This is a genomic window from Stenotrophomonas hibiscicola ATCC 19867 (assembly GCF_000382065.1).
GTDB lineage: Bacteria > Pseudomonadota > Gammaproteobacteria > Xanthomonadales > Xanthomonadaceae > Stenotrophomonas > Stenotrophomonas hibiscicola.
This window is the reverse complement of record NZ_KB907499.1, coordinates 793,860-816,909: the sequence shown is the minus strand read 5'-3', so window position 1 is coordinate 816,909 and position 23,050 is coordinate 793,860. Positions and strand designations below refer to the sequence as shown.

Below are 23,050 nucleotides of genomic sequence, written 5' to 3'. Positions count from 1 at the left end.
CGCCACATGCTGGAAAAGCACTCTTTAAAACAAAGCATGTCCCGGCGTGGCAACTGCCTGGACAATGCAGCGATGGAGAGCTTCTTTGGGACGCTGAAGTCGGAGTTCTTTTACCTGAACAACTTTGACAGCATCGAGAGTCTGGAGGCGGGGCTGGTGGAATACATCCAGTACTACAACCAAGAGCGAATCAAATTGAAATTGAAGGGCCTGAGCCCGGTACAGTACCGGGAGCAGGCCCAACAGGCCCAATCGGCCGCCTGACCCCTGTCCAAGTCTCGGGGGTCACTTCATGGATGGGTTTACGGCGTCTCCCGCAACCGGACCCGCCCCGCCATCCCACGGATTGCCCGCTTTTGACGTTGACGTTGACGTTGATTCGGCGGGTGCAGGGCGCAGCCCTGCCGATAAACCCCTCCTGCGACGGTTCGTCGCACAGGGCAACCCTGGACCCGCCTCTACACTAGCGCGGTGACCCGCCTGTCCCGCCCGCAGCGCCTTCTGCTCCAGCTCGCCGTCCTGGCGACGCTGCTGATGGTGCTTGCGCCGCTGGTCAGCCGCGCGCTGCAGGCGCCGCAGATGGGCCACGCCGCAATGGCGGGCATGGACCACGCCGCCATGGGCCATGGCATGCACGACATGACCATGGCCGGGCACGACCCGCATGGCGCTTCGCAGGCAGCACCCAACCGGCCAGCCGACCCCCACGCCATGCATGGCGAAGTCTGCGAATACTGCGTGCTGGCCATGCGCCTGCTGCCGTGGCTGGCGGTGCTGGTGCTGCAGTTGCCGCTGCTGTGGCGGCCACGCCTGGTGTTCCCGTGGTCGCAACAGGTGCTGCCGGCACTGCGCTGGCCGGCGCATGCCGCACGTGGACCACCACGCTCCTCCATCGTCCGCTGATGTCCCTATCGAATCTGCCGCACGACGCCTGACCGGGCGCCGTGCGCGCGTGCGTACCTTGGAGCTGTTCCGATGAAAATGACTTCCCGCCCCGCGGGCGCCTGCGCGCGCCTGCCGGTTGCCCTTGGCGTGGCCGTGGCCGCGTCACTGGCCCACGCTGCGCCTGCCGAAGAAGCGCGCACCCTCGACACGATGGTGGTCACTGCCGCCGCGCCTTCGTCGCCACTGCACTGGGTGACCGATCCGCGCCTTCCGCGGCAGCCGGTCCCCGCCAGTGATGGCGCCGATTACCTGAAGACCGTGCCTGGCTTCTCCGCCATCCGCAACGGCGGCACCAACGGTGACCCGGTGCTGCGCGGCATGTTCGGTTCGCGGCTGAACATCCTCAGCAACGATGGCAACCTGATCGGTGCCTGCCCGTCGCGCATGGACAATCCGCTTTCCTATATCGCGCCGGAGAGCTTCGACCGGCTGACCATCATCAAGGGCCCGCAGAGCGTGCGCTGGGGCGCAGGTGCCTCGGCCGGCACCATCCGTTTCGAGCGCGATACGCCGCGCTTCGAGGAACCCGGTCTGCGTGCCGATGCCAGTGGACTGGTCGGCTCGCGCAACCGCAACGACCAGGTGCTGGACCTGACGCTGGGCAATCCGGCCGGTTACGTGCGTGCCAGCGGCAATCGCTCGGAAGCGGACGACTACAAGGATGGTCATGGTGACGTGGTGCCGTCGAAGTGGCGCAAGTGGAACGGCGACGTGGCCATCGGCTGGACGCCGGACGCCGATACGCTGCTGGAAATCTCCGCCGGTGCCGGCGATGCGATCGCGCGCTATGCCGGGCGTGGCATGGACGGCGCCGCGTTCGAGCGCACCAGCTACGCGGCACGCTTCGAGAAGCGCAACCTGCCGGGCGCGTGGGAAACGTTGCAGGCCAACGTGTACTACAACGAAGCCGACCATGTGATGGACAACTACACGCTGCGCACGCCGAATCCCAACAGCATGATGCGCATGCCGATGGCTTCGAATGTGGACCGCCGAACCCAAGGCGGCCGGGCCAGTTCCGAGTGGCGCTGGCAGGAGGTGCAGCTGGTGGCCGGTGTGGACGGTGAGGACAGCCGCCACCGTGGCCGCAACGGCATGGGCCGCGATACTTACCGCCAGGCCGCGTGGCAGACCGATGCGAACTTCCACCGCTATGGCGTGTTCACCGAGTTGACCCTGGGGGCCGGCACGGACCAGCGCTGGATCAGTGGCCTGCGCATCGACCGTGCCAGCGCCCGCGATGAGCGGCAATCGATCGGCGGCATGATGGGCAACCGGCCCAATCCCAGCGCCGGGCAGACGCGCAAGGAATGGCTCGGCAGCGGGTTCCTGCGCTACGAGCAGGACCTTGCCGACGGCCTGACCTGGTACGCCGGCCTCGGCCACAGTGAACGCATGCCCGACTACTGGGAACTGTTCTCGCCCAACCATGGCCCGTCGGGCGCAGTGAACGCGTTCACCGGCGTGCAGCCCGAGCGCACCACCCAGCTCGACATGGGCCTGCAGTTCAAGGGACCGCGTGTGCAGGCATGGGTATCGGCGTATGCCGGGCAGATCCAGGACTACATCCTGTTCACCTATCACGGCAGCGGCATGATGGGCATGAGCCAGGCCCGCAACGTCGATGCGCGCATCGCCGGTGCCGAAGCCGGGCTGGAAGTGAGCCTGGCTGCGCAGTGGAAGCTGGGTGGCACGCTGGCCTATGCCTGGGGCGAGAACCGCGACCAGCAGCGTCCGTTGCCGCAGATGCCACCGCTGGAAGCACGCCTGAGCGCGAACTGGGAAGGCGAGCGCTGGAGTGCCGGTGCGCTGCTGCGTGCGGTGACCCATCAGCATCGTGTCGCAGATGGGCAGGGCAACGTGGTCGCGCAGGACCTGGGGCCGAGTGCCGGCTTCGCTACCTTCGCGCTCAATGCCGCTTACCGTTTCAGTTCGCAGCTGCAGCTCAGCGCCGGCGTCGACAATCTGTTCGACCGTGCCTACAGCGAGCACCTGAACCTGGCCGGCAGCGCCGACTTCGGCTTCCCGGCCGACCCGGTGCGCATCAACGAGCCCGGGCGCAGCCTGTGGATGAAGGTGAACTACCGGTACTGATCGGCCGGGAAAAAAAACGGGGCCGGATCCCCGCCAGGATCCGTCCCCGCCCGACGCCCTCTGTCGGGCAGCTTCGACTCTACGATGACAACGCCTGCGGCGCACGGCGGGATACACCTCGACACATGCCGACACCGCTGCTGCGAGCCTTGCACGGAACAGGTTCACGGCGCTATCGCGCCGCCGGTGCCACGCCAGTAAACGCTTGGCACATATCGCTTCCACGGGTGCTTGCCTACACTCGGCGGCCGTGGATCTATCAGGACCGTTCATGTTGGCTCGCATTGCTTCGACCCTGGCCCTCGGCCTCAGCCTGGCCCTTCTGGCCGGGTGCGGGGGCAAACAGGAGGCCGCCGCCCGTCGGCAGGGCGAAGCGGTGCCGGTGACCGCGCAGGTCGTGCAGTCCTCGCAGTGGAATGACACGCTGCAGGCGCTGGGCACGGCCAAGGCGCGCGAGTCCATCAGCGTGACGGCCAAGGTCAGCGAAATCGTCGAGAAGGTGCACTTTGAAAGTGGCCAGCATGTGGCCGCCGGTGCGCCGATCGTGACCCTGCGCGGGCAGGCCCAGGAGGCCGCGCTGGTGCAGGCGCAGGCCACCTTCCACGAAGCCGACCAGCTGTACAGGCGCCAGCGCGAGCTGGCCTCCCAGCGGCTGGTGTCCAGCGCCACCCTGGATACGCAGAAGTCGATCCGCGATGCGGCCGAGGCGCGCGTGATGCAGATGCAGGCCGACATCGGTGACCGCCGCGTGCGCGCGCCGTTCGCTGGCGTGCTCGGCATCCGCCAGGTCAGCCCCGGCTCGCTGGTGACCCCGACCACGGTCATCGCCACGCTCGATGACATCGAGCACATGCACGTCGATTTCCAGGTGCCGGAAGTGGAACTGGCTGCGCTGGGCGTCGGTGACAAGGTCAGCGCCACCAGCGTGGCGTGGCCGGGCCGCACCTTCGAGGGTGAGGTCAGCACCATCGATGCGCGCATCGATCCGGTCACCCGTGCGGTGACCGTGCGCGCCGACTTCGCCAACGGCGATCATGCGCTGCGCCCGGGCATGCTGCTGGACGTGCGGCTGTTCCGCCCCGAGCGCCCGGCGCTGGTGGTCCCGGAAATCGCCGTGGTGCAGGTCGGCCGCGATACCTTCGTGTACCGCATCAAGGCCGACGACAGCGTCGAGCGCGTGGACGTGGTCACCGGTGCGCGCCGCGCCGGCGTGGTCGAGATCAAGCAGGGGCTGGAAGCGGGCCAGCGCATCGTGGTTGATGGCACCGGCAAGCTGCGCCCGGGCCTGAAGGTCGCGGCCAGGGATGCGGCACCGGCCAGCGGCGCGAAACCGGATGCCGCGCCGGCACCGGCCGCGGCCGAGGGGCACGGCGGATGAAACTGTCCGACATCTCCATCCAGCGGCCGGTGTTCGCCGTGGTGATGAGCCTGCTGCTGCTGGTGCTGGGCGTGATGTCCTTCACCCGCCTGACCCTGCGCGAGCTGCCTGCCATCGACCCGCCCATTGTTTCGGTGTCGGTGGATTACACCGGTGCCTCGGCGGCGGTCATCGAAAGCCGCATCACCCAGGTGCTGGAAGATGCACTGGCCGGCATCGAAGGCATCGATACGATCAACGCGCGCAGCACCAACGGCCGCTCGCAGGTCAGCATCGAGTTCACCTCCAACCGCGATATCGAAGCGGCGGCCAACGACGTGCGCGATGCGGTCAGCCGCGTCGCCGACCGCATGCCGGAAGAAGCGCGGCCGCCGGAAATCGCCAAGGTCGAAAGCGATGCCGACCCGATCATCTGGTTCAACATGGTCTCTTCGACCATGGACACGCTGGAACTGAGCGATTACGCCGACCGCTATGTGGTCGACCGCTTCTCCAGCCTCGACGGCGTGGCCCAGGTCCGCATCGGCGGCCGCCAGCGCTATGCGATGCGCATCTGGCTGGACCGCGACCAGCTGGCCGCACGTGGGCTGACCACCGGCGACGTGGAAACCGCACTGCGCAACGAGAACGTGGAACTGCCGGCCGGCCGCATCGAGTCGACCGACCGTGATTTCACCCTGCGCGTGGAGCGCAACTACATCAAGCCCGAAGACTTCGCGACCATCCCGCTGGGCAAGGGCCGCGACGGCTACGTGGTGCGCATGGGCGACGTGGCGAAGATCGAGCTGGCCTCGGCGGAACGCCGCGCGTACTACCGCAGCAACGGCGAACCCGGCATCGGCCTGGGCATCGTCAAGACCTCCACCGCCAACTCGCTGGACGTGGCGCGCACCGCGCGCGCTGAAGCCGAGCGGGTGGCACTGACCCTGCCCAAGGGCACGCAGATCTTTGTTGCGTTCGACAACACCACCTTCATCGAAGCCGCCGTTGACCGCGTCTACGCCACGCTGGTGGAGGCAATGATCCTGGTGCTGGCGGTGATCTGGCTGTTCCTCGGCAGCTTCCGTGCCGCACTGATTCCGGCGGTGACCGTGCCGGTCTGCCTGGTGGCCGCGTTCATCGCACTGTACGCGTTCGACTTCTCGATCAACCTGCTGACCCTGTTGGCACTGGTGCTGTGCATCGGCCTGGTGGTGGACGATGCGATCGTGGTGGTGGAAAACGTGCAGCGCCGCATCGACCTGGGCGAGCCCCCACTGGTGGCCTCCAAGCGCGGTACCACGCAGGTTGCCTTCGCGGTGATCGCCACCACCGCCGTGCTGGTGGCGGTGTTCCTGCCGGTCGGTTTCCTGGAAGGCAATACCGGGCGCCTGTTCCGCGAGCTGGCGGTGGCGCTGGCGGCAGCGGTGGCGCTGTCCGCATTCGTAGCGCTGACGCTGACGCCGATGATGGCGTCCAAGCTGCTCAAGCCGCACACCGGGCAGGCACCACGTGGCCTGCATGGCTTCATCAACCGCAATCTGGAGCGCCTGGCTTCGGGCTATGGCCGCGTGCTCGACCACCATGTCGACCGCACCTGGATCTACCTGCTGGTGATGGTGGCCGCACTGGCTGCCAGCTGGGGCCTGCTCAAGCTGCTGCCGTCGGAACTGGCGCCGGCCGAAGACCGCGGTTCGTTCCAGATCATGATCGACGGCCCGGAAGGCGCCGGCTACGACTACACCGTGCAGCAGGTGCAGCAGGTAGAAGCGCTGCTGGCGCCGCATGTCGGCCCGGACAAGCCGATCGTGCGCGCCAACCCGCGCGTGCCGGGCGGCTGGGGCGCCAGCGAGGAGATGCACACCGGCCGCGTCAGCATCTTCCTGCAGCCGTGGCGCCAGCGCAGCGAGGGGACGCCTGAAGTGGCCGACGCGCTGCAGAAAGAACTGGACACCATCCGCGGTGTGCGCGTGCGCACGCAGGTGGGCGGTGGCCTGGTGCGCAGTGGCGGGCAGCCGTTCCAGATCGTGCTGGGCGGCCCCGAATATGCCGAGATCGCGCAGTGGCGCGACCGCATCCTGCTGCGCATGGCCGACAATCCCGGCCTGGTTGGCCCGGACTCGGACTACAAGGAAACCCGGCCGCAGATGCGGGTGAACATCGACCGCCAGCGCGCGGCCGACCTCGGCGTGCCGGTCACCGCGATCGGATCGGCGCTGGAAACCATGATGGGTTCGCGCCGCGTCACCACCTTCGTCGACAACGGCGAGGAGTACGACGTGCTGGTGCAGGCCGGGCGCGATGGCCGTGCCAGCCCGGCCGACCTGGCCGCGATCCGCGTGCGTGCCACCTCCGGCGAGCTGGTGCCGCTGTCCAACCTGGTCACGCTGAGCGAAGTGGCCGAGGCCGGAACCCTGAACCGCTTCAACCGACTGCGCTCGATCACCATCAGTGCCGGCCTGGCGCCAGGCTATCCGTTGGGCGAGGCCATTGCCTGGGCACAGAACGTGGCCCGGGAAGAACTGCCGCAGTACGCACAGGTGAACTGGAAGGGTGAGTCGCGTGAGTACCAGAGTGCCGGCGGCGCGGTGCTGCTGACCTTCGCGATGGCCCTGCTGGTGGTGTACCTGGTGCTGGCCGCGCAGTTCGAAAGCTTCATCCACCCGCTCACCATCATGCTGACCGTGCCGCTGGGTGTGCTCGGTGCGCTGGTCGGCCTGTGGGTGAGTAGCGGCACGGTGAACCTGTTCAGCCAGATCGGCATCGTGATGCTGGTTGGCCTGGCCGCGAAGAACGGCATCCTCATCGTCGAATTCGCCAACCAGCTGCGCGATGACGGGCGCACGGTGCGCGAGGCGATCATCGAATCGGCGATGGTGCGCCTGCGCCCGATCCTGATGACCTCGATCGCCACCGTGGTCGGCGCGATTCCGCTGGTGGTGGCCGGTGGCCCCGGCTCGGCCAGCCGTGGCACGATCGGCATCGTGATCATCTTCGGCGTAACCCTTTCGACCTTCCTGTCGCTGTTCGTGGTGCCGGCGTTCTACGCACGGCTGGCCCCGTACACCCGCTCGCCGGAAGCGGTGAAGCGCGAGCTGGAGAAGCAGGAAGCGGAATCACCGTCGGTGGGTGGCCATGCCTGACCCGACCACCGTGCTGCGAGGTGAAGGCTTCCAATTGCGCCCCTGGCGCCCGGATGATCTGGAATCGCTGCTGCACCACGCCAACGACGCCGAGGTGTCGCGGGGCCTGCGTGATCGCTTTCCGTACCCGTACACGCGCGGGGATGGCGAGGCCTTCCTCGCCGGCCGCGTGCTGGCTCCCGGCACCCTGAACCTGGCCATCGAGATAGACGGCCAGGCCTGCGGCAGCGTCGGTGCCCAGCAGGGCGTGGCCGAGCGTGGGCATACCGCCGAACTGGGTTACTGGCTGGGCCGGGCCTACTGGGGCCAGGGCCTGATGACCCGGGTGGTCGGTGTGTTTGCGCCTTGGGTGATGGACGAGCTGCGCCTGTTCAGGCTGCAGGCCACGGTGGTCGACTTCAATCTCGGCTCGGCCCGGGTGCTGGAGAAGAACGGCTTCCAGGAAGAGGGCGTGGAGCGCTGCGCGGTCTACAAGCGCGGCGTGCTGCACGACCTGCGCCGCTTCGCCCGGGTACGCACGCAGCTGCCCTGAACGCGCGGGCTGGCCGCTGTAGCGCCGAGCCCATGCTCGGCTGATTCCGGGGCCCAAGCCGGGCATGGGCTCGGCGCTACAAGACAGCGCTACCGCAGCGGCCTTCGATCAGGGAGAATCGACCGGTCCCCTCCAGCCGACGGGACGTCCTTACAACCCGCCGACTGGAGAGAGCGCGCGTGGAAGCAACCGTACACTTCATCAACAGCATCATCTGGAGCAAGGCACTGATCTTCGTGTGCCTGGGCGCCGGCCTGTTCTTCAGCCTGCGCACGCGCTTCATGCAGATCCGTGGCTTCTTCGAAATGTGCCGCCTCACCGTCAGGGGTGAGAAATCCGACGCCGGCGTGTCCTCGTTCCAGGCGCTGGCCATGTCGATGGCCGGCCGCATGGGCATCGGCAATATCGCCGGCGTGGCCACCGCCATCGCCTTCGGCGGCCCCGGGGCGATCTTCTGGATGTGGGTGATGGGCTTCCTCGGCGCGTCCACCTCGTACGTGGAATGCACCCTGGCGCAGATCTACAAGACCAAGGACGCCGAAGGCCGCTACCGCGGTGGCCCGGCGTACTACATCGAGAAGGCGATGGGCCTGAAGTGGTATGCGCTGGCCTTCGCCATCGCCACGATCATCGCCGCAGGTTTCCTGATGCCGGGCGTGCAGGCCAATGCCATCGCCGACAGCATCATCAACGCCTGCCGTGGCACCGCGCTGTGCGGGCCGCTCGACGGCCAGGCCTTCGGCATGGAATCGGTGCAGGCGCTGAAGCTGGGCATCGGCATCGTGGTCGCGCTGCTGCTGGGCGTGGTGATCTTCGGTGGCGTCAAACGCATCGCCAACTTCGCCGAAGTGGTGGTGCCGTTCATGGCTGCCGGTTTCATCCTGATGGCCATCATCATCATGGTCATCAACTACGACCGCGTGCCGGAAATGTTCGGCATCATCTTCAAGAGTGCCTTCGGCACGCATGCCGCATTCGGCGCCATGATGGGCCTGGCCGTGGAGTGGGGCATCAAGCGCGGCATCTACGCCAACGAAGCCGGCCAGGGTTCGGGCCCGCATGCAGCGGCCGCCTCGGAAGTCTCGCACCCGGCCAAGCAGGGCTATGTGCAGGCCTTCGCCATCTACTTCGACACCATGATGGTGTGCACCGCCACCGCGTTCCTGATCCTGGCCAGCGGCACCTACAACGTGTACTCGCCGGCAGGTGCCAGCGCACCGCCGATCTTCCAGGGCCTGGCCGGCATTCCCGAAGGCGCCGGTTACGCCCAGGCCGGCGTGGAAGCGGTGCTGCCGGGCTGGGGTTCGGCATTCGTGTCCATCGCCATCTTCTTCTTCGCCTTCACCACCATCATGGCGTACTACTACATGGCCGAGACCAACCTCAGCTATGTAAACCACAACAGGAAGCGCCCGCTGACGGTGCTGGTGCTGCGCCTGGGCATCATCGGCATGGTGGTGTTCGGCGCGTTCCACAATGCCACCCTGGCCTGGGCGCTTGGCGACATCGGCGTGGGCCTGATGGCCTGGCTGAACATCATTGCCATCCTCATCATCCAGAAGCCGGCCATGCTGGCCCTGCGTGATTACGAACGACAGAAGAAGCTCGGCCTGGATCCGGTGTTCGACCCTGATGCCCTGGGCATCAAGAACGCCGATTTCTGGCGCCAGCGCAAGCAGGAGAGTGTGTAAGTGAACAACCCTTGGAACAACCGCCGCCCGTCCGCCCGTCCGCCGCGCGCAACGCCGTTGCCGCGCCCGGAGGTGCCGGCCACGGGCGGTGGTGGGCGCGGTGGCAGCGATGAGCTGCGTCTGTACGGCTTGAATGCCGTGCTGGCTGCGTTCGAAGCGCGGCCGCAGGCGCTGCGCAAGCTGTACCTGCTGGAAGCACGCATTCCGCGCCTGCAGCCGTTGTTGAAGTGGTGCGTGGCCAACCGCGTGGGCTACCGCGTGGTCGAGGATGGCGATCTGAACAAGCTGGCCGGCACCACCCATCACGAAGGCGTGGTGGCCGACATGCTGCGCGCACCGGCACTGCCGCTGGCGCAGTGGCTGCAGCAGGTCGGTGACGGCCCGGCGCTGGCGCTGTGGCTGGATGGCGTGGGCAACCCGCACAACCTCGGCGCGATCCTGCGCTCGGCCGCGCACTTCGGTGCCAAGGCGCTGCTGTTGCCGGCCGGCAGCACGCTGGCCCTGTCCGGCGCCGCCGCGCGCGTGGCCGAAGGCGGCGCCGAAGCGGTGCCGCTGGTGCAGCTGCCGGAGACCGCTCAGGCAATGGCACAACTGCGCGCAGCCGGTTTCGGCCTGGCCGCGACCCTGGTCGAGGGCGGTGATGACGTGTTCCGCGCGTCGTTGCCGGCCCGCCTGGTCTACGTGATGGGCGCGGAAGGTGAAGGCATGGATCGCGGTTTGGCCAGTCAGTGTGACCAGCAGCTGTCGATTCCGGGCAGCGGCGCGGTGGAAAGCCTGAATGTCGCTTCCGCCACGGCCGTGCTGCTGGCGCAGTGGGCGAGCCGCCGCGGCTGAGTGACGCCCGGTGGGTGCGAACCCTGGTTCGCACCGCTCGTGCCGCTGCGCTTGCCGGGCATTGGCCCGACGCTACCGATGCGGGATCTGACTTGGTGGGTGCGAACCTTGGTTCGCACCGCTCTTCCCGCCGCAAACGCCGGGCATGGCCCGGCGCTACCGCATCATTCGTTCGGCGGCGTGGTCGCCTTGGCCTCGCTGCCGAAGCTGCCGTCGGCTTCCGCCGCCAGGTACGCGAACACGGTGTACGCGGCCACGTTCTGTGCCAGTGCCTTCGGGTCGATCTTGTCCAGCGTGTCGTCGGCGGTGTGGTGCAGGTGGAAGTAGTCCGAGCCGTCCTGCGCCAGCCACGCCCACGCACCGCCCTTGGCGGCCAGCGGGCCGACGTCCGGGCCCGGGCCACCCTTGTCGGCCTGGTACTCGATGCCCAGCGGCTTCATTACTTCGGCAATCTGCTTCGTCGCTTCGCGCGAGCCTTCCGGATTCGGCGAACCGGTATTGAAGGCGTAGATGCGGCCCGCGCCGAAGTCGCTCTCGGCGGCCAGCTGGTGCAGGGCCACGTCCTTCGCGTGCGCTTCGGCATAGGCCTTGCCGCCATACAGGCCCTGTTCCTCGTTGGCGAAGGCGATCACGCGGATGGTGCGCTTCGGCGCCTGCTTGAGCTGGCCGATCAGGTGGCCTGCGGCCATGGTGATGCCCACGCCCGCGCCGTCATCCACCGCGCCGGTGCCCAGGTCCCACGAATCCAGGTGACCACCGATCACCACCACTTCCTTCGGCAGGCTGCGGCCGGTGATCTCGCCGATCACGTTGTACGAGGTCGCCGTACCATCCCAGCCGCAGTCCAGCGCAACCTTCACCGTGGTGCTGCCACGGGCCAGCAGGCGGGCCAGCTGGTCGGCATCGGGCACCGACAGTGCCGCAGACGGCACCGGGGTCAGGCCGTCATCGAAACGGGTGATGCCGGTGTGCGGCACGCGGTGCGAGTCGGTGCCGGCCGAACGCATCAGGAAACCGACCGCGCCCTTGCGGATCGCCTCGGACGGACCCTTGCTGCGGATCGCGCCGCCGCGGCCGTAGTCGCGGCCATCGCGGAACGGCAGCATCTGGTAATCGACGAAGGCGATCTTGCCCTTGAGCGAACCGGCCGGCGCCGCCTGCAGTGCGGCCAGGTCGGCGAAGCGCACCACCTCGGCTTCAACGGTGCCGCCCGGGCTGCCGCCCAGTGCGGTGATCTGCAGCGGCTGCGGATTTTTGCCGGTCACGGCAGCGTGTTCACTGCGGCGCTCCCACTTCGGGAAGGTCACCGGTTCCTTCCACACCTTGTCGAAGCCCAGTGCCTTGAACTTGGCTTCGGCCCAGGCCACGGCGCGGGCGTCAGCCTCGCTGCCGGCGATGCGCGGGCCGATCTCGGTGGTGAGCGATTCGACCACCTTCCAGCCGGTGTCATCGGCCAAGGCCTGGTCGCGCAGCTGTGCGGCGGTGGCCAGCGACGCCGGGGGCAGGGTAGTGGTGTGCGGCGCCGCGAAGGCCGGGGCGGCCAGCAGGGCGAGGGAGGATGCGATGGCAAGAACGCGGCGACGCATGGACAACTCCGGGAAGGGACCTAAGCCTTGGAGCTTAACAGTCGTTCAGCCCGGCGCATGGGCGGGAGGTCATGGCTGGCGCGGATGCTGTTTCCCGCCAGATGCAGCAAAGCGAAAGCCCCGCCGGGGCGGGGCTTTCGCCTGCTTCTGCGGTAGCGCCGGGCCATGCCCGGCGAGCGCAGCGGCAAGATGGCGTCCCGCCGGGCATGGCCCGGCGCTACTACCTTATTTCTTCAGGCTGTCGCGGATCTCGCGCAGCAGCACCACTTCCTCGGCCGGTGCGGCTGGTGCAGCTTCCTTCTTGCGAGACAGGCGGTTGATCGCCTTGACCACGATGAAGATCGCGAAGGCCACGATCACGAACTGGATCAGGGTGTTGATGAAATCACCGTAGCCGATCACCACCGCCGGAATCTCCTTGCCGTCCGGGCCGATGCGGGCCGGCGACAGCGTCCACGCCAGCTGCGAGAAGTCCACCTTGCCGATCAGCAGGCCCAGCGGCGGCATGATGATCTTCTCGACCAGCGCCGTCACGATCTTGCCGAAGGCCGCGCCGATCACCACGCCGACGGCGAGGTCGATGACGTTGCCGCGCATGGCGAATTCCTTGAACTCGGTGAGCATTCCCATTGTTGTTTTTCTCCGGTGGGGAAGTGGACAGCGCGCAGGGTAGCGCAGGTGACGTCAGCCGGCGATCACGCCGTGGCGCTCGGCCACGTTTTCCAGGCGGGCACTGAAGCGGTCGCCGGGCTTCAGCGCAGCCACCCCGGACGGGGTGCCCATGAACACCAGGTCACCGGCACGCAGCTGCCACAGCTTGGACAGCTCATGCAGGATCTCCGGCACGTTCCAGATCATCTGGTCGAGCAGTGCCTGCTGGCGCACCTCGCCGTTGACCTCCAGCGACAGGTTCAGCGCAGCCAGGTCGCCGACTTCTTCGGCGTGCACGATTTCGCTGATCGGCGCGGAGGCATCGAACCCCTTCGCGGCATCCCAAGGATGGCCCTTGTCCTTGGCTGCGGCCTGCAGATCGCGGCGGGTCAGGTCCAGGCCGACGGCGTAGCCGTAGACCAGCGCATCGGCGTCGGCGACGGCCAGCTCGCCGGCGGGCGCATCGCGACCGATCGCCACCACCAGTTCCACTTCGTGGTGCAGGTTGGCGGTTGCTGGCGGATAGGGGATGGCATCGTCGTGGCCGACCACGATGGCGTCGGCCGGCTTGCTGAAGAACATCGGGCGGCCGCGGTCATCGGCCGCCGGCACCGCCGCGCCCATTTCGCGGGCGTGGTCGGCGAAGTTGCGGCCGACGCAGTAGATACGGTGCACGGGGAAGCTGCCGCCACCGGCTACCGGTACACGCGGCAGGGCTACGGCAGGGATCACATCGGAGACATCGGACATGCGGGCATCCAGGAAGGGCGTGCCCGCAGTCTAGAACGCATGGCGCCCGCCGTCAGCGGGCGCGGAAGGCCTGGATCAGCGCGAGGCCGGCAACACCGGCTTGCGCACCACGCGGTACTCGCCCTCGACCACGGTCGGGTCCACCGGACGCGCGGCGCCCGGCTTGCGCGAGGCCAGCAGCTTCCATGCCAGGCCAACCAGGATCATCGCGGCACCGACGAACACACCGATGAACACCATCGCGGCCAGGATCGCCAAGCCGAGCAGGCCCACGGCAACGCGCACCAACGGATGGCGCGGCTTGCGCGGCGCGAACAGGGTGCGGAACTGGTTGAAGGCGGATGCGCGATTGAACATGGCGGCTCGATAGGCTGGGATCAGCGAAACCAGAGTATCGGGAGGCGCCACTGTCATTGAGTGAAAAACTCGTTAAATATAGCCTGTGCTTATTACGGATCAATGACTTGTGTTCATGTCGCAGCCAGTCACCTGAGCAGGCATGCGACAATTCCGGTTTACCGTCCGAGCTTTCGCCATGACTATCGCTGCCGCCCTGATCGCCCTTGATGCCATTGCCGATGGCGCGTTTGCCGAGGTCGAAGCGGTGATCGATGGCGATGCCGAATCGCTGGTGCTGTACCGCGACGGCGCGCAGGTGCGCGCATTCCTGAACATCTGCCCGCACGCCGGCCGACGCCTGGACTGGGCCCCGGGCCAGTTCCTGAAGAGCCGCGAAGGCCACCTGGTGTGCGCCGCGCATGGCGCCTCGTTCACGCTGGACAGCGGCGACTGCATTGCCGGCCCGTGCAAGGGCGACCGCCTGCGCGCCGTACCGGTGGACGTGCGCGACGGGCAGGTTTACCTGGCCTGATGTAACCGGTGCGCGAACCAAGGTTCGCACTCACAGGATCAATGGGGATCCAGAGATTCATCCACGCATGGCGTGGATCCATCGTGTCGACCAAGGTCGACACCCACCAGAGCAGAACGCCGTTCCGACAGCTCGCGGAAAACTGTCGAAGGCGGGGTGGGTCCGGTTGCGGGGGCGTGAGCCGCATGGATGCGGCGACCGAGCTTACAGGGACGTACTTGCAGCGTCCCCCGCAACCGGACCCACCCCGCCATCCCACGGAATGCACGCTGTTGCTGTTGCTGTTGCTGTTGCTTCGGCTTCTGCGGGTGCAGGGCGCAGCCCTGCCAACAAACCCAACCCTCAGAACATCAGGTTGATCATCAACACCACCACGCAGGTGTAGATCAGCGACAACGGTCCGCCGACCCGCCACATCTCGCGCGGGGTGTAATTGGCCGGGCCGGTGATCATCGAAATCACCGGGTTGGAGGCCGTCATCAGGTTGTTGGACGCCGACAGCGCCACGATCAACGCGAACGCGGTCGGGTTGCCGCCCGCCGCCAGTGCCAGGTTCACCGCGATCGGTACCATCACGATGGTCGCGCCCACATGGCTGATCACCAGCGAGAACGCCGTGGTCAGCAGTGCCAGCGCCACCTCCAGCACCCACACCGGGATGCCGGTGGGCAGCTTGTCGATGGTGTGGCCGGCCACCCATGCCGCCGCACCACTGGAGTCCATCGCCCATCCGAGCGGGATCAGCCCGGCCATCATGAACACCGTTTTCCAGTTGATCGAGGCATACGCCTCGTCCATGCGCAGCACGCCGGTCAGCAGCATGCCGGCCACGCCGGTCATCAGCGTCAGCGCGACCGGCAGCTTGCTGGTCAGCGCGATCAGGATGGTCAGCGCGAAGATCGCCATCGCAATCTTGAACTTGTGCGGGCGCTGCTCGCCGGTCGGATAGTCGGTCACCACCACGAAGTCGCGGCTCTTGGCCGCCTGTGCCAGGTCGGTCCAGATGCTGTGGAAGACCAGCATGTCGCCTGCACGCAACTGCACGTCGCGCACGTCCTCGCGGATCACCTGCTTGTCGCGGTTGATCGCCAGCAGGCTGATGCCACGCTCCTTGCGCAGGCGCAGGTCGGCCGCGCTCTTGCCGATCACGTTCGAGGTCGGCGGTACCACCGCTTCGGAAATACCGGCGCGGCTCGGGTTGAACAGGTCACCCAGGTGCTTCAGGCGCGAAGACATGCGCAGGAACTGGTTCTGCGCGAAATCGTTGATCTGCTGGCGCGGGCCCATCGCACCGAGCACGCTGCCTACCCAGATGCGCATCTCCGCCGGCGGCGCCAGGCGGGTGTCATTACCGGTTTTCAGGGCCAGCAGCAGCGGGGCGTCGTGCAGGTTCTCGGCCTCGCCCAGGGTCATGCCCACCAGCGGACTTTCCGCGCTGACCACCAGCTCGAACACATCGCCTTCGATGCCATAGGTCTTGGCGAAATAGCTCTCGGTGCGTGCTGGGGTGACCCCGTCGTTGACCAGGGTTTCTTCCTCGATCAGCTTGCGGTCGCCGTAGTAGCGGAAGTACAGCAGCGAGGCGATCAGCAGTGCCACGCCAATCGGCAGCGGCGCGAACATGCGCAGCGGCTCGATGGTGGCCAGGCCGGAAGGCAGGTTGTTGTTGGCCGAGGCCAGCAGATCGTTCAGCAGGATCAGTGGCGAATTGCCGACCATGGTCAGCGCACCGCCCATCACGATCGCCGCCGAGATCGGCAGCAGCAGGCGCTGCATCGTCAGCCCGGTGCGCGCTGCCAGTCGCGAGGCGACCGGCAGATACAAGGCCATCACCGACGGGTTCTGCATGAAGGACGAGTTCAGGCCGGCGATGGCGGTGGTCATCATCAGCAGCCGCTGTTCGACGCCGTGGCCGCGCCGCAGCAGCCATGCGGCCAGCCGGTTCAGCGCCCCTGTGCGGTCCAGGCCGGCACCGAGGATGGTGGTGGCGATGATGCTCATCACCGCGTTACCGGAGAAACCGCCGAAGATCTCCTCCGGCGCGATCAGGCCGGTGACACCGAGTACCACCAGCACCACCAGCGCGACCACGTCGGCGCGGATGCGCTCGAACAGGAACATCGCCATCGTGAAGCCGACCAGCCCGAGCACGAGCTTCATGTCGTTGGTCAGCGTCAGCGCGGTATCCATGTGGGGCGCGGCGTCCTCAGGCGATCGTCAGGTGCGGTCGTACAGCAGGTCCCAGACGCCGTGGCCGAGTTTCTGGCCGCGGGTCTCGAAGTGGGTCTGCGGGCGCCAGTCCGGACGCGGCACGCTGCCACGCGGGCCGGCGCGGTTGACCAGGCCGGCAGTCGCGTCAAGCACGTCCCACATCTGCTCGGCGTAGTCTTCCCAGTCGGTGGCGCAGTGCAGGCGGCCACCCGGGCGCAGCTTGCGCACCAGCAGCTCGGCAAATGCCGGCTGCAGCAGGCGGCGCTTGTTGTGGCGCTTCTTGTGCCACGGGTCCGGGAAGTAGATGCGCACTTCATCGAGCGCGCCATCGGCGATCTCGTTCTGCAGCACTTCCACCGCGTCATGGTGGTACAGGCGCACGTGGTCGGCATTGTCCTCAGCCAGCGCGTTCAGCAACCGGCCCACGCCGGGGGCGTGCACTTCGATGCCGATGTAGTCGCGCGACGGATCGTGCTGGGCGGCGAAGCGCAGCGCGGCACCGTTGCCGAAGCCGATTTCCAGCACCTTGTGTGCCGGGCGGCCGAAGGTGGCATCCAGGTCACGCGGCTGGCCGGTGTAGTCGAGGCCGAAGCGAGGCCAGCGTTCGTCGAACGCGCGCTGCTGGGCGGGGGTGAAACGTCCCTGGCGCAACACGAAGCTGCGCACCTCGCGGCGGCCCTCGCTTACGGTGAAGGGCTTGGGTGGGGCCTTGGAGCCGGCGCTGTCAAAAGGATTGGTCATCAGCCGATCAGCCCGTCCACCGGAGAGGATGCGCTGGCGTAGCGCTTGCGCGGGATGCGCCCGGCCAGGAAAGCCTCGCGGCCGGCCTCGACTGCCTTGCGCATGGCAGTGGCCATCAGCACCGGGTTGCGCGCACCGGCAATGGCGGTGTTCATCAACACGCCGTCGCAGCCCAGCTCCATCGCGATTGCCGCGTCCGAGGCGGTGCCCACGCCGGCGTCGACGATGATCGGCACCTTGGCGTCTTCGATGATCTGCAGCAGGTTGTACTTGTTCTGGATGCCCAGGCCCGAACCGATCGGCGCGGCCAGCGGCATCACTGCGGCGCAGCCGATCTCTTCCAGGCGCTTGGCCAGGATCGGGTCGTCGGAGGTGTAGACCATCACCTCGAAGCCGTCCTTGACCAGCTGCTCGGCGGCCTTGAGGGTCTGCACCACGTCCGGGTACAGGGTCTTCTGGTCGCCCAGCACTTCCAGCTTGGTCAGGTTGTGGCCGTCCAGCAGCTCACGGGCCAGGCGGCAGGTACGCACCGCGTCTTCGGCGGTGTAGCAGCCAGCGGTGTTGGGCAGGATGGTGAAGCGCTCCGGTGGCAGCACGTCCAGCAGGTTCGGCTCGCCCGGGTTCTGCCCGATGTTGGTGCGGCGGATGGCCACGGTGACGATCTGGGCGCCAGCAGCCTCGGTGGCCAGGCGGGTTTCTTCCAGGTCCTTGAACTTGCCGGTGCCGGTGAGCAGCCGCGAGCCATAGGTCTTGCCGGCGATCACCAGCGAATCGGGGGAGACATGAACGTTCATGGCGCGATTATCGCCTATCCGCCTGAAGATGGGATCACGCAATGGCGTGCCGGCCGTGGATCGGCATGGGTAGTGCCGGCCGCTGGCCGGCAAACCCGGACAGGCCTCAGCCCCCACCCAGCGCGTGCACGATCTCGACAATGTCGCCTTCAGCCAGAACATGCTCGCGATGGCGGCTGCGGCTGACGATCTCGCCGTTGACCTCCACTGCCACCCGGCGCTGCAGCAGCTGCTCGGCCTCGAGCAGGTCGTGAAGGGTCGCCGAGGCGGGCAGGGTGCGGGGTTCGCCGTTGAGCTGGATGTTCATTCCTGCATTGTCGCTTATAGCTCTTCGTGATCGGAACGTTTGGAATTTGATCGGGGCGCCAGCTCCAGCACAGCAGGCTTCGGCGTGCTCAGGCGACAATCCATGCGGCGGCGCAGCGTGAGCAAACGGCGGCCCGGTGAAACCATTGACCGTGCGCCGGCGTACGTGTGCCGGATTCCAACCTATTTACCCCACAGGAGTTCCTAGATGCAGCTCAGCAAACACCCGATCCGCTCCCTGATGGCGGCTGCGATCGCACTCGCCGCGCTGCCGGCCATGGCAGGCGAAAGTCCGTATTCCAAGGCCGTGTTCTTCGGCGACAGCCTCACCGACGCCGGCTATTTCCGGCCGCTGCTCGATCCGGGCGTGCAGCCGGTCACCGGCCAGTTCACCACCAACCCGGGTTGGGTGTGGGCACAGCAGGTCGCCAACTACTACGGCCTCAACGGGGGTGCCAACGGCAACGGCCAGAGTGGCGACAACTACGCCGTGGGCGGTGCCCGGGTATCGGTGGACGAGGCCGGTGGCCTGGGCGTGATTCCGTCGCTGAAGTCGCAAGCAACCCGCTACCTTGCCGCGAACGGTGGCAAGGCTGACGGCAACGCCCTGTACACCGTATGGGGAGGCGCCAATGATCTGTTTGCGGCCACCCGTGCGGCGGCAGGTGGCGCGTCCCAGGCCCAGGTGCAGGGCATCATCGGCGCAGCGGTCACCGACCAGATCGCGCTGGTAGGTGCGCTGAAGCAGGCTGGTGCCCAGTACGTGCTGGTACCGAACCTGCCGGATGTGGGCATCACCCCGCAGTTCCGCGGCCCCAATGCCGCCGCCGCCACCGCACTGTCGGCCGGCTACAACAAGGCGCTGTACGGTGGCCTGAAGCAGGCAGGCATCGAGTTCATTCCGCTCGATACCTTCAGCATCCTGCGCGAAGTGACTGCCAATCCGGGCATGTACGGCTTCACCAACGTCACCAGCACCGCCTGCAGGATCGATCCGAACAACTCCACCGCCAGCATCATCGGCTGCAACCCGACCAGTTACGTCAGCCCGGATGCAGCCAACACCTACCTGTTCGCCGACGGCGTGCATCCGACCACCGCCGGCCATCAGCTGCTGGGCCAGTATGCTGTCTCGGTGCTGGAAGGCCCGCGTCTGCAGCAGGTGCTGAGCCACTCGGCCCAGACCATCGGCCGTTCGCGTGCCGACCAGGTCAGCATGCACCTGGGTGGTCGCCCGGCCGATGGCCTGTCCTGGTGGGGCGGCGTGCGCGGTGACCTGCAGCGTTATGACCATGCCGACCTGTACGACGGCCTGGCGCCCGCCGGCCTGTTCGGTATCGACTGGGCACGCGACGGCATGGTGTTCGGCGGCTTCGCCGGCTTCGGCCGCCTCAACGCAGACTTCGGCAACAGCCGTGGCGACTTCACCCAGAAGGACACCACTGCCGGTCTGTTCGCCGGCTGGTATGGTGACCGCATCTGGATCAATGGCCAGGTCAGCTACACCTGGCTGTCCTATGACGTGAACCGCAAGGTCCAGCTGGGCCCGGCCACTCGTGAGCACGGCGGTTCGCCGGACGGCAGCAACCTGACCGCCGCGCTGAACGCCGGCTACGAGTTCGGCACCGAAGGCGGTTTCCGCCACGGCCCGATTGCTTCGGTGATCTGGCAGAAGGTGAAGATCGATGGCTACACCGAAAGCGCTGCGGCCGGCACCCTGGCCACCGCACTGGGCTACGACCGCCAGAATGTCGATTCGACCGTCGGCCGCATCGGCTGGCAGGCCCGCTTCGATGGCGGCACCGTCAAGCCGTACGCGCAGGTGACCTACGACCACGAGTTCGAAGACACCAAGCAGGCCAGCGCATGGCTGCAGACCCTGCCGGAACTGGGCAGCTATCGCGTGCCGGGCCTGAACTTCGACAAGAACTACGCCACCGTGGTGCTGGGTGCCCGTACCGAGCTGTTCGGCCTGCAGAGCAACTTCGGCCTGAGCGCTTCGGCCGGGCAGAAGCGTGCCCAGGACGCGACGCTGTTCGCCAACTTCAGCGGCAGCTTCTAAGCAGAAACCAGGCGGGGCCGGATCCCTTTCGGGAACGAAGGGGATCCGGCCCCGCTCTGATGCGGGGGCACCATTGCGCAACACCGGCCCCAGCGCATAGACTTTCCACCGCAACGCGGGCGTAGCTCAATGGTAGAGCTGTAGCTTCCCAAGCTACTGACGTGGGTTCGATTCCCATCGCCCGCTCCATGTCTCCAGGGTATTCACCCCCGGAAGACGCGGCGTACTCGATGCACCACACCCAGCTCGAGCGTGTGGCAGCAGCGCCGCAATCTCCTCCTCTGTGTTGGGCTGTGGCCCCTTCGAACCATAGCTCGAGTGGCTTATGCGCCCGCTTGCGGCCGGGCGAAGTCCACCAGGTCGGAAGGATAGTGCGGGCAGGTGCGCAGCGCGGCATCGTCGCCGCCATACAGCACCACCAGCGCTGCTACCTCAAGCGCCCAGTAACCCCAGGCATTCGGTCCGGTCAGGCGTCGGGTCCGCTTCTGGGCTTTGGGCGACAGCAGGAAGAAGTCGCGGTACTGCACCTGCAGGTAGCCGGCCAGCAGTGAAGGGTCGAACGCTTCACCGTCGCGCAATGGCGCGAACAGCTCGGCGAACGGGCGCGGATGGAATATCGCATCGCTGGCTTCGGCAAGGCCGAGTGCCGGCGCGCTGAGGTAGTCCAGCACGCGGTCGGTTTCGAAGCAGAGCACCTGCTCCACCAGCGCCGGAAGACGATCCTGCGCATCCAGCAGCACGCCCAGTGACAACAACTGTAGTGCGTATTCGTAGTGCTGCGTTGTACGCGGTTGCAACGACGCGGCCAGCGCGATGTCGTGGCCTTGCTGTTGCAGGCTGTTCCGGGCAATGGCCAGCAAACGTGCATGCTCGAGCCAGAGTTCTGCAACGTCGGCATGCATCTGCTGCAATGCCGTGGAGGCGAAGCCACGGTCGATGCCTTTCAGCAGCAGGTTGCTGCCGGTCTGGGCAACCGCTTCCCAGCCGTACGCATGTTCCAGCGCCGCATGCCCCTGCAGCGGTTCCTCCGCAGGGTCACCGCCATTGCGCGCATGACGCGCAAGCAGGGCCATGCCCGCGTTCCAGTCTGCCTGCCAGTCCGGCAGGCGAAGCATGCGGCGCGGTACTCCCGGATCCTTGGCCAGTGCTCTCCATCGCGGTAGTACGTCCAGCAGCAGATTCCGGCGGTTCACGGCAGTCATCGGTTCCATCATCAGGGAAAGTCTAGCGGCAATGCCGGTTCGACCCCCATTGCCTGGCACCGCGTTGAAGGTTTGAATGGTGCGCAATCGCAGTCACCATGCCCGCATGACCGTTGATCGAATCGCCCTCCGCCGTTTCACCCAGTGGCTGCCGTTCCTGGTCCTGGTCGCCATCTGCGTGGCCTGGTGGTCGCCGCTGGGCGTGGTTGTCGCCCTGGCCGCGTGCCTTGCAGTGGGTGGTGTGCTGCAGCGCCTTGATCTGGTCGGCGATACCGTAGGCGGCGCACTGCTGCGCTCGCGGGCGACGCTGCCCTTTGCTACCCGGCCGCCCACGCATGATGTCCTGTTGGATTGGGGCGAACTGGGCATGGGGGGGCCGGCCTACAGCACCCAGATGCTGCGCGATGGAGCCATTGTCGAGGGCGTATCCACTGGAGGCAGCCACGATGCCAGTGGCGAGTGGCAGACGCTGGCGGGAAGCGGGCTGCGTGTGGCCAGTGGCTATGTTGATCGCAGCGAAGCGGTGATCGTCTACGACGAAGCGGACAAGCGGGTGATGCACCTGCAGGCGATTGTTCCCAGCCTGTTCTGGCAGGAACTGCACGAGCGCCGGCAGCTTGGCGGGGATGCCGAAGCCGCAATGTGGTTGCGGGATATCCCCTGTCGACCGACCACGCTGCGGCCCTGCCGGGGTCTATGGCTGGAACCGGAGCATCCCGCGCTGGCCGCCGGGTTGCCGCAGGCATTGCGGCATGTCCTGCCGGATGCCCGGGTGCTGCAGGCCATACCGCTGCTGCCCGACGATCTGCGCCTGACCGCGCATCCGACGCTGTTCGCGCGCGTCTGCCCGTACGCGCTCTGTCTTGATGGCGAGCCCAGTGACCGTCACGCCTGCGATCTGGAAACGGTGATCACCAGCCCGTCCGGACGGTGCGTGGCGGTGGCGGGCAGCGTGCTTGATGGGGATCTGCGTCCCATCGAGGGCGTATGGCTCGTCCACTGGCAGGGGTGTTGGCAGGCCATTGGCCGCCGTGCGACGGGCGGCAGCGGCAAGGCCCGCAGTGGTGCCTGGATCGATGTGATCGAGGCCGGCGATGACGGTTCGCTTCGCTGCGAAGCCTATGAGGAACACTGGACGTTCGACGCGATCACACGCATCCCCACGCCACACACTGCGCTCGCCCTGCCTGTGGAATGGCGGGAAACCGCGCTGGCCGTGCGTGTCCGCGATGGGCACTTCTCGCTGCGCCTGCCCCCGCGCTGATCAGCGGCGGCAGGCA

At 67.0% G+C, this 23,050-nt stretch carries 20 protein-coding genes and 1 tRNA gene; 12 read left to right on the top strand and 9 right to left on the bottom strand.

The annotated features are described in order from the left end of the window. From G370_RS0108440 to G370_RS0108405, 8 genes are all read left to right on the top strand, one after another. A partial coding sequence (locus G370_RS0108440; RefSeq protein ID WP_019660200.1) for an IS3 family transposase occupies positions 1–264 on the top strand: 264 nt, incomplete at its 5' end. Between the two features lie 207 nt (positions 265–471). Then, positions 472–903: a DUF2946 domain-containing protein gene (locus G370_RS0108435; RefSeq protein ID WP_019660199.1), complete on the top strand. Its 432-nt coding sequence runs from the start codon at positions 472–474 to the stop codon at positions 901–903. Positions 904–975: 72 nt separating this feature from the next. Further along, positions 976–3,039: a TonB-dependent copper receptor gene (locus G370_RS0108430; RefSeq protein WP_019660198.1), complete on the top strand. Its 2,064-nt coding sequence runs from the start codon at positions 976–978 to the stop codon at positions 3,037–3,039. Positions 3,040–3,310: 271 nt separating this feature from the next. Next, positions 3,311–4,417 carry an efflux RND transporter periplasmic adaptor subunit gene (locus G370_RS0108425; protein WP_019660197.1) on the top strand — a complete coding sequence of 369 codons (1,107 nt, stop codon included), beginning with the start codon at positions 3,311–3,313 and terminating at the stop codon, positions 4,415–4,417. Beyond that, positions 4,414–7,539 carry an efflux RND transporter permease subunit gene (locus G370_RS0108420; protein WP_019660196.1) on the top strand — a complete coding sequence of 1,042 codons (3,126 nt, stop codon included), beginning with the start codon at positions 4,414–4,416 and terminating at the stop codon, positions 7,537–7,539. Before G370_RS0108425 ends, G370_RS0108420 begins: the two co-directional genes overlap by 4 nt. Beyond that, the gene (locus G370_RS0108415) at positions 7,532–8,071 is read left to right on the top strand and encodes a GNAT family N-acetyltransferase (RefSeq protein ID WP_019660195.1); all 540 of its coding nucleotides are present in this window, start codon (positions 7,532–7,534) and stop codon (positions 8,069–8,071) included. Before G370_RS0108420 ends, G370_RS0108415 begins: the two co-directional genes overlap by 8 nt. 179 nt (positions 8,072–8,250) lie before the next feature. After that, the gene (locus G370_RS0108410) at positions 8,251–9,762 is read left to right on the top strand and encodes an alanine/glycine:cation symporter family protein (RefSeq protein ID WP_019660194.1); all 1,512 of its coding nucleotides are present in this window, start codon (positions 8,251–8,253) and stop codon (positions 9,760–9,762) included. Continuing rightward, positions 9,763–10,596 (top strand): TrmH family RNA methyltransferase, encoded by an 834-nt coding sequence (locus tag G370_RS0108405; protein ID WP_019660193.1) that lies wholly within the window; start codon positions 9,763–9,765, stop codon positions 10,594–10,596. Between the two features lie 164 nt (positions 10,597–10,760). Here the strand turns inward: G370_RS0108405 and G370_RS0108400 are convergent, their stop codons facing one another. From G370_RS0108400 to G370_RS0108385, 4 genes are all read right to left on the bottom strand, one after another. Beyond that, positions 10,761–12,182, bottom strand: coding sequence for a M28 family peptidase (locus G370_RS0108400; protein ID WP_019660192.1), 1,422 nt, complete (start codon positions 12,180–12,182; stop codon positions 10,761–10,763). A gap of 225 nt (positions 12,183–12,407) precedes the next feature. Further along, the gene (gene mscL / locus G370_RS0108395) at positions 12,408–12,812 is read right to left on the bottom strand and encodes a large-conductance mechanosensitive channel protein MscL (RefSeq protein ID WP_019660191.1); all 405 of its coding nucleotides are present in this window, start codon (positions 12,810–12,812) and stop codon (positions 12,408–12,410) included. Positions 12,813–12,866: 54 nt separating this feature from the next. Beyond that, positions 12,867–13,583, bottom strand: a complete 717-nt coding sequence (locus tag G370_RS0108390; protein ID WP_019660190.1) for a fumarylacetoacetate hydrolase family protein — start codon at positions 13,581–13,583, stop codon at positions 12,867–12,869. A 75-nt stretch (positions 13,584–13,658) separates the two neighbouring features. After that, positions 13,659–13,940 (bottom strand): hypothetical protein, encoded by a 282-nt coding sequence (locus G370_RS0108385; RefSeq protein ID WP_019660189.1) that lies wholly within the window; start codon positions 13,938–13,940, stop codon positions 13,659–13,661. Positions 13,941–14,118: 178 nt separating this feature from the next. Here G370_RS0108385 and G370_RS0108380 point away from each other — a divergent pair, with 178 nt between their 5' ends. Beyond that, a complete protein-coding gene (locus G370_RS0108380; RefSeq protein ID WP_019660188.1) occupies positions 14,119–14,454 on the top strand; it encodes a Rieske (2Fe-2S) protein in 336 nt (111 codons plus the stop codon). A 342-nt stretch (positions 14,455–14,796) separates the two neighbouring features. On the opposite strand, the gene G370_RS0108375 is transcribed toward G370_RS0108380, so the two are convergent. From G370_RS0108375 to thiS, 4 genes are all read right to left on the bottom strand, one after another. After that, positions 14,797–16,644: an SLC13 family permease gene (locus G370_RS0108375; RefSeq protein WP_019660187.1), complete on the bottom strand. Its 1,848-nt coding sequence runs from the start codon at positions 16,642–16,644 to the stop codon at positions 14,797–14,799. 27 nt (positions 16,645–16,671) lie between these two features. Beyond that, on the bottom strand, positions 16,672–17,406 hold the full coding sequence (gene trmB / locus G370_RS0108370; protein ID WP_019660186.1) for a tRNA (guanosine(46)-N7)-methyltransferase TrmB: 735 nt from the start codon (positions 17,404–17,406) through the stop codon (positions 16,672–16,674). Next, positions 17,406–18,200, bottom strand: coding sequence for a thiazole synthase (locus tag G370_RS0108365; protein ID WP_019660185.1), 795 nt, complete (start codon positions 18,198–18,200; stop codon positions 17,406–17,408). Before G370_RS0108365 ends, trmB begins: the two co-directional genes overlap by 1 nt. A gap of 106 nt (positions 18,201–18,306) precedes the next feature. Next, a complete protein-coding gene (gene thiS, locus G370_RS0108360) occupies positions 18,307–18,507 on the bottom strand; it encodes a sulfur carrier protein ThiS (protein ID WP_019660184.1) in 201 nt (66 codons plus the stop codon). A gap of 240 nt (positions 18,508–18,747) precedes the next feature. On the opposite strand from thiS, the gene G370_RS0108355 reads away from it, so the two are divergent. Further along, positions 18,748–20,568: an autotransporter domain-containing esterase gene (locus G370_RS0108355; protein WP_026347045.1), complete on the top strand. Its 1,821-nt coding sequence runs from the start codon at positions 18,748–18,750 to the stop codon at positions 20,566–20,568. A gap of 115 nt (positions 20,569–20,683) precedes the next feature. Further along, positions 20,684–20,757 (top strand) — tRNA-Gly (locus tag G370_RS0108350). Between the two features lie 134 nt (positions 20,758–20,891). Here G370_RS0108350 and G370_RS0108345 read toward each other — a convergent pair. Next, the gene (locus G370_RS0108345) at positions 20,892–21,761 is read right to left on the bottom strand and encodes a PoNe immunity protein domain-containing protein (RefSeq protein WP_245541208.1); all 870 of its coding nucleotides are present in this window, start codon (positions 21,759–21,761) and stop codon (positions 20,892–20,894) included. A gap of 115 nt (positions 21,762–21,876) precedes the next feature. Here G370_RS0108345 and G370_RS0108340 point away from each other — a divergent pair, with 115 nt between their 5' ends. Further along, entirely contained in the window at positions 21,877–23,034 is a 1,158-nt protein-coding gene (locus G370_RS0108340; protein ID WP_245541207.1) for a hypothetical protein, read from the top strand. Positions 23,035–23,050 lie beyond the last annotated feature (16 nt).

What these genes read in the sequence shown, in the direction of transcription:
- G370_RS0108430 (WP_019660198.1), top strand. Translation starts at nt 976, where the DNA reads ATGAAAATGACTTCCCGCCCCGCGGGCGCCTGCGCGCGCCTGCCGGTT.
- G370_RS0108425 (WP_019660197.1), top strand. Translation starts at nt 3,311, where the DNA reads ATGTTGGCTCGCATTGCTTCGACCCTGGCCCTCGGCCTCAGCCTGGCC.
- G370_RS0108415 (WP_019660195.1), top strand. Translation starts at nt 7,532, where the DNA reads ATGCCTGACCCGACCACCGTGCTGCGAGGTGAAGGCTTCCAATTGCGC.
- G370_RS0108390 (WP_019660190.1), bottom strand. Translation starts at nt 13,583, where the DNA reads ATGTCCGATGTCTCCGATGTGATCCCTGCCGTAGCCCTGCCGCGTGTA.
- mscL (WP_019660191.1), bottom strand. Translation starts at nt 12,812, where the DNA reads ATGGGAATGCTCACCGAGTTCAAGGAATTCGCCATGCGCGGCAACGTC.
- G370_RS0108375 (WP_019660187.1), bottom strand. Translation starts at nt 16,644, where the DNA reads ATGGATACCGCGCTGACGCTGACCAACGACATGAAGCTCGTGCTCGGG.
- trmB (WP_019660186.1), bottom strand. Translation starts at nt 17,406, where the DNA reads ATGACCAATCCTTTTGACAGCGCCGGCTCCAAGGCCCCACCCAAGCCC.
- G370_RS0108365 (WP_019660185.1), bottom strand. Translation starts at nt 18,200, where the DNA reads ATGAACGTTCATGTCTCCCCCGATTCGCTGGTGATCGCCGGCAAGACC.
- G370_RS0108420 (WP_019660196.1), top strand. Translation starts at nt 4,414, where the DNA reads ATGAAACTGTCCGACATCTCCATCCAGCGGCCGGTGTTCGCCGTGGTG.
- G370_RS0108355 (WP_026347045.1), top strand. Translation starts at nt 18,748, where the DNA reads ATGGCGGCTGCGATCGCACTCGCCGCGCTGCCGGCCATGGCAGGCGAA.
- thiS (WP_019660184.1), bottom strand. Translation starts at nt 18,507, where the DNA reads ATGAACATCCAGCTCAACGGCGAACCCCGCACCCTGCCCGCCTCGGCG.
- G370_RS0108385 (WP_019660189.1), bottom strand. Translation starts at nt 13,940, where the DNA reads ATGTTCAATCGCGCATCCGCCTTCAACCAGTTCCGCACCCTGTTCGCG.
- G370_RS0108400 (WP_019660192.1), bottom strand. Translation starts at nt 12,182, where the DNA reads ATGCGTCGCCGCGTTCTTGCCATCGCATCCTCCCTCGCCCTGCTGGCC.
- G370_RS0108340 (WP_245541207.1), top strand. Translation starts at nt 21,877, where the DNA reads ATGACCGTTGATCGAATCGCCCTCCGCCGTTTCACCCAGTGGCTGCCG.
- G370_RS0108380 (WP_019660188.1), top strand. Translation starts at nt 14,119, where the DNA reads ATGACTATCGCTGCCGCCCTGATCGCCCTTGATGCCATTGCCGATGGC.